This is a genomic window from Algoriphagus litoralis (genome assembly GCF_003259255.1).
Taxonomy (GTDB): Bacteria; Bacteroidota; Bacteroidia; order Cytophagales; family Cyclobacteriaceae; genus Algoriphagus; species Algoriphagus litoralis.
The window spans coordinates 1-4157 of record NZ_QGOL01000038.1 but is presented as its reverse complement, the minus strand read 5'-3'; the positions used below and the strand labels follow the sequence as shown (position 1 = coordinate 4157).

General features: G+C 37.2%; 7 protein-coding genes. 5 read left to right on the top strand and 2 right to left on the bottom strand.

The window, feature by feature from the left end; genetic code table 11:
- Positions 1-371 precede the first annotated feature (371 nt).
- The 4 genes from DK188_RS21590 (at position 372) to DK188_RS21130 (ending at position 3136) form a co-directional block, all read left to right on the top strand.
- Positions 372-635: a hypothetical protein gene (locus tag DK188_RS21590; protein ID WP_157963332.1), complete on the top strand. Its 264-nt coding sequence runs from the start codon at positions 372-374 to the stop codon at positions 633-635.
- A 228-nt stretch (positions 636-863) separates the two neighbouring features.
- The gene (locus DK188_RS21140) at positions 864-1469 is read left to right on the top strand and encodes a hypothetical protein (RefSeq protein WP_111672852.1); all 606 of its coding nucleotides are present in this window, start codon (positions 864-866) and stop codon (positions 1467-1469) included.
- Between the two features lie 129 nt (positions 1470-1598).
- Positions 1599-2222 (top strand): hypothetical protein, encoded by a 624-nt coding sequence (locus tag DK188_RS21135; RefSeq protein ID WP_157963331.1) that lies wholly within the window; start codon positions 1599-1601, stop codon positions 2220-2222.
- Positions 2223-2404: 182 nt separating this feature from the next.
- A complete protein-coding gene (locus DK188_RS21130; RefSeq protein WP_111672850.1) occupies positions 2405-3136 on the top strand; it encodes an SMI1/KNR4 family protein in 732 nt (243 codons plus the stop codon).
- A 108-nt stretch (positions 3137-3244) separates the two neighbouring features.
- Here the strand turns inward: DK188_RS21130 and DK188_RS21585 are convergent, their stop codons facing one another.
- A complete protein-coding gene (locus tag DK188_RS21585; protein ID WP_157963330.1) occupies positions 3245-3400 on the bottom strand; it encodes a hypothetical protein in 156 nt (51 codons plus the stop codon).
- A gap of 10 nt (positions 3401-3410) precedes the next feature.
- Complete coding sequence (locus tag DK188_RS21580) at positions 3411-3647, bottom strand: DUF6934 family protein (protein ID WP_394335861.1); 237 nt, start codon at positions 3645-3647, stop codon at positions 3411-3413.
- Between the two features lie 187 nt (positions 3648-3834).
- Between DK188_RS21580 and DK188_RS21865 the strand changes: the two genes are divergently transcribed.
- Positions 3835-3996 (top strand): helix-turn-helix domain-containing protein, encoded by a 162-nt coding sequence (locus DK188_RS21865; protein ID WP_111672853.1) that lies wholly within the window; start codon positions 3835-3837, stop codon positions 3994-3996.
- Positions 3997-4157: the final 161 nt, after the last annotated feature.

The following is a 4157-nucleotide window of genomic DNA, read 5'->3' as shown; positions in this document are numbered from 1 at the left end:
CCAATGATTTTTGGCTCTCGAATTTCTAGCTAAATCATCCTTAGCACACTTCCATTCAAAGTTTTGGTTTTCCATCACAAAACCCCTCCCTTCCCCCTCACTTTTTTCTCATTCACCCCAAAAAATACCCTTTACTAGGTATTTTTTAGTTCCAGATTTTTCCTTTTCTTTCCAACACAAACTAATTACCACGCATCTAAGTCTAACCCGAGAATACATTATTTCCTAAAGGAACTTTGGAATTAACCTTCTCCCACTGCGCAAACATCCTCTAATTAAAGTTAAAAAGTGGGTCAAGGTGAGGTAGTGATATAAATACGCAATGGGTGGAATAAATTAAAGCGTTGATATTCAATGAAAAAACAAGCACTTTGAAGACATTTAAAATAATTATTGGATTTCTTTTACTTATCGGAGCAGGAAGAGAATTTATTAATGCAAGTAGACAATTAGGTTCTTTATTTTCTCCTGGACTAATCATCGGAGTATTAATTATGTTGATTTTTTCAACTTGGTTAATTGGAAGTGGTTTCTCTCCAGAAAAATTTAGATTCAAATCTTATGAGTTTATAAAATTTTTCGCCATTTCATTTGTGACTTTCGCTGTTGTAGCAATATTAAGTTTAGGACAATGAGCCAGTAAATGGAACCGCATCTGCAAATTTACCACTGCTTGATCGCCCTCACCTAGAGGAGAGGAAGGGGTGAGGTAGAGTAGGAGTAACCGACAACAAACGTTTAAAATCGGATAAATCAGGAATAGAGCGAACAGAGCGACTTTACTATGGAGCTCAATACTTCAAACATAAAAGAAATACACGAAATGGATTCGTGTTTACGGATGTTACAGCCAATAGGAAAAAATGAAGACACCAGAGAAAATACTTTTAACCTTAATCTTTGTTACAATCCTAGGTTGTGATTTTAAACCAAATCGAAATAATTTTTGGACCAAGCAATCTAAAATAGATGAAGTAGTGAATTTTGAAAAAACATTAAACAAAAACATTGAAATAATTGAACAAAAGGTTTTTCTGGCTTCAAGCGTATTTCCAAAAGTTGACCAACTTGATATAGCCTTTCCGTTGATTGTAAAAAGAGAAGGAAAGTTTCTCCCTTTGTATGCGGAGTATTTTTTTACAAGTGAAGATTCCATTCTTCAATATGTAAGCTATGATTGGGAGCACGACCGGTACGGCAGTTACCAAGCAAAACAAAACTTATGGAAATTGGAAAGTGATAAATTAACAAAGTATGATTCAGCCTATCAAAAAATAAAAGAAGATTTAATTGAATTGCTCTCCCTACCTATGATCGAAGATAAGGAGTTAGAAAAAAGTATAAATCAAAATGGAGTAGAAGTTTATTCAAGAGAAGCGGTTTGGGAGGATGAAAAAACCAAGTCAAAACTAAAACTTTTCTTTGGAGACCAAACCTATCGAATTCGATGGAGCTATTATTGGAAATAAGGAACTACTGGCTGTAACATCACCTTGGAAGACAGCGGGCGGTTCCGAGTAGGTTGGAAGAGAACGATACTAAATGCCCGCCGTCTCCAAGCTGAATCACGTTATGGGCAACCTTAGAAACATGAAACAATGAATAGAGCGTTAAAAGGAATTTTGATTTTCTTAGGGATAATATTGTTCCTTTTCGGTGGATTTTACCTTTTCCTTCATATCGCCTTTGAAGGGATATTCACCGGCCCAACTTATTACAAAAAAGACCTCATTGAAAATTACGAAGCACGGACAGCCGAAATTTTTGATGTTAAAAACTACTACAAATCTATCCTTCCAGATGGAGCAAGTGTGTCAATAGAATTTGACAATGACAAAGAATTAGGAATTTTCCACGTTAAGGCTGACAGTATTTACCAAAGCAATTGGAATTTAAAAATAAAGTCACCCAAAGTAGACTCTTTATTGAACGAACTAAATTGGACAACGGAAGAGTTGAGAATTTTAAAGGAAAAATTGGATAAGGCGAACTGTATATCAATTGCAGGAAAAGACCCCATTGTAATTGGTTGGCAGAGAAGTGGAATGGGAATGTTTAGCTACAATATTTTCGATAGTAATTTAGAAAAAGATAAAATTGAAGATTACAATGACGGCTGCACTTACTTTTTCTATAAGGACAATATAGTTTTGGAATATGGTGGTGGTGCAATTGGACCTCAATGTTTCCCAGACTTTTACCGAAACGAAGGCGAAGAATGAAAAAGGCAGCCCATAACAGCACCTACCCAAAAGTGGTAGTTCAGTGGTTAAATCACGCTTTGTGCTTCTATCAAAGTTTCTGCTTGGTTGACAATGAAGTGATTCGAAAACCGCCACAATTCATAAACGCAAACCGTTACCAGCAAGCATAAAATGAAACAAGGCAACTGAAATTGAACTTTATGACACCAACGGAAATACTGAAATCTGTATTGACTGAACAATATGTATCAGAAGACGGTGACGAATACAAAGTCGAACTTAAAGAAGGGTTGACTGATGAACAAATTGACGAATTTGCAAAAGGACTTCCAACAGGAAAAGTTCCTGCCGAAATTAGAGAATTACTAAAATTCGCAAGTGGTTTTGAATTTTTTGGACTTGAGGAAGTAACCTTTGACGGAGTTGGACAGTTTGGCTTTGAAGAATTTTTCCCACATTCAGTTCAACTTGGGGGAGATGGTTTTGGTAACTTTTGGATTTTGGACATTGACAAAAAAGGTAATTGGGGAAGCGTGTTTTATGTATGCCATGACCCAGCGGTAATTGTAAAACATTCGGACGACTTAACTCAATTCATTGAACACGTTAACGAGTTTGGAAAAAATGGCAACAAGTCAAATCTTGACATAATTCACGAAAAAGTGGTTATGACTATTTGGAGCAAAGACAATGGATTTATTGAACTTGAAACCGCAAGACAATCAAGTGACACGGCTTTAAAAAAATTTGCATTATCACTTCCTGACAATTTTGTGGTTGCCGACTTGAGAAACAAACCAAATCAAAGCGGATTTGCTTGGGGGAAATTCGGACCAAACATTGATAAAGTAAAACGACACGAAACCGAATTGATTTGGGGAATTGAAAAGCAAGTTAAGAAAGGATTTTTATCTAAATTATTTGGACGATAAATGACAGACGAATGAAGAATGCCAGAAGGGAAGGAGGGAGCTTTTTTGTTTTTAGAATTCGACATTATTGCCGCTAGGCATAATTCTCTTTTCAAAAAAAGCCAAATCTTAGTCCACCTTCCATTTCAGATTGGCAACTATTTTATTGGCTAGTTCTAGTTTTTCAGGAAACAAAACCTTTTTGGATGTAGAGTTCAGCGCGGAATCCTTCCTGATTTTTACTCCAAGCTTGCTTGCTCCTTCCAGTTTCTTCTTTGGTTTCATGATTTGCCTTTTAAGATACCTTTCTTTTGATGATGAATCCGTCATACTGCTTCCCTTTTTCAAAAGGCTCTACAGTAGATTGATTTTCAGTAAAGTTAACGCCAAAAATTTCAAAATCGTTTCTCAATTCATCAAAGTTGAGTGATAAAGCCATTCGATAGAGTCGGGTTCGTTCTGTAGTACTTCCGGTGAAGAAAACCATTCTATCTGGATAAACTGCCGTTAATTCGTACACAATCGCTGCAATGGTAGCCTGATAATCTCACCCCATACTGACCCACCCATTTCGGAGTAAACTGACCCACCTGTTTCAGTCGATATTGACCCAGGTGTTTCAGTGCATACTGACCCACCTTTCCTGTGATCTTTTCTGGTTTCTTTTGAGTGACTAAGTCAAAAGAACGATGGCAGCAAAGAGCAAAACCATGCAATAGATCCCGAACATTTTACAGCAAAAAGCGAACGGGCTATCTATTCGTGCCATAGTCCGTCATTCCAATTATTCCCGCAGTACCATTCGAGGTTGGATATTCCGAAGGATAGCCTGTACCGAGCATCGGGAGTCCCCCTTCTTTTCAATGGCTTTGGTTGCTTAGTCGTTCACCAAGCACTAAACCGAGGATGATAGCCGGAAAACCATAACCCATGAGTCAGCTCAAAAAACTTCATTTTCCCAACCAAAAACCCTCCCTTCCCCCTCACTTTTTTCTTTCTATCCTAAAAAATACCCACTATTAGACTAGCCCCCGATTTTTGG

Excerpts from the sequence above, each read along its gene's own strand:
- DK188_RS21140 (WP_111672852.1), top strand. The coding sequence starts at position 864 with ATGAAGACACCAGAGAAAATACTTTTAACCTTAATCTTTGTTACAATC.
- DK188_RS21135 (WP_157963331.1), top strand. The coding sequence starts at position 1,599 with ATGAATAGAGCGTTAAAAGGAATTTTGATTTTCTTAGGGATAATATTG.
- DK188_RS21130 (WP_111672850.1), top strand. The coding sequence starts at position 2,405 with ATGACACCAACGGAAATACTGAAATCTGTATTGACTGAACAATATGTA.
- DK188_RS21585 (WP_157963330.1), bottom strand. The coding sequence starts at position 3,400 with ATGAAACCAAAGAAGAAACTGGAAGGAGCAAGCAAGCTTGGAGTAAAA.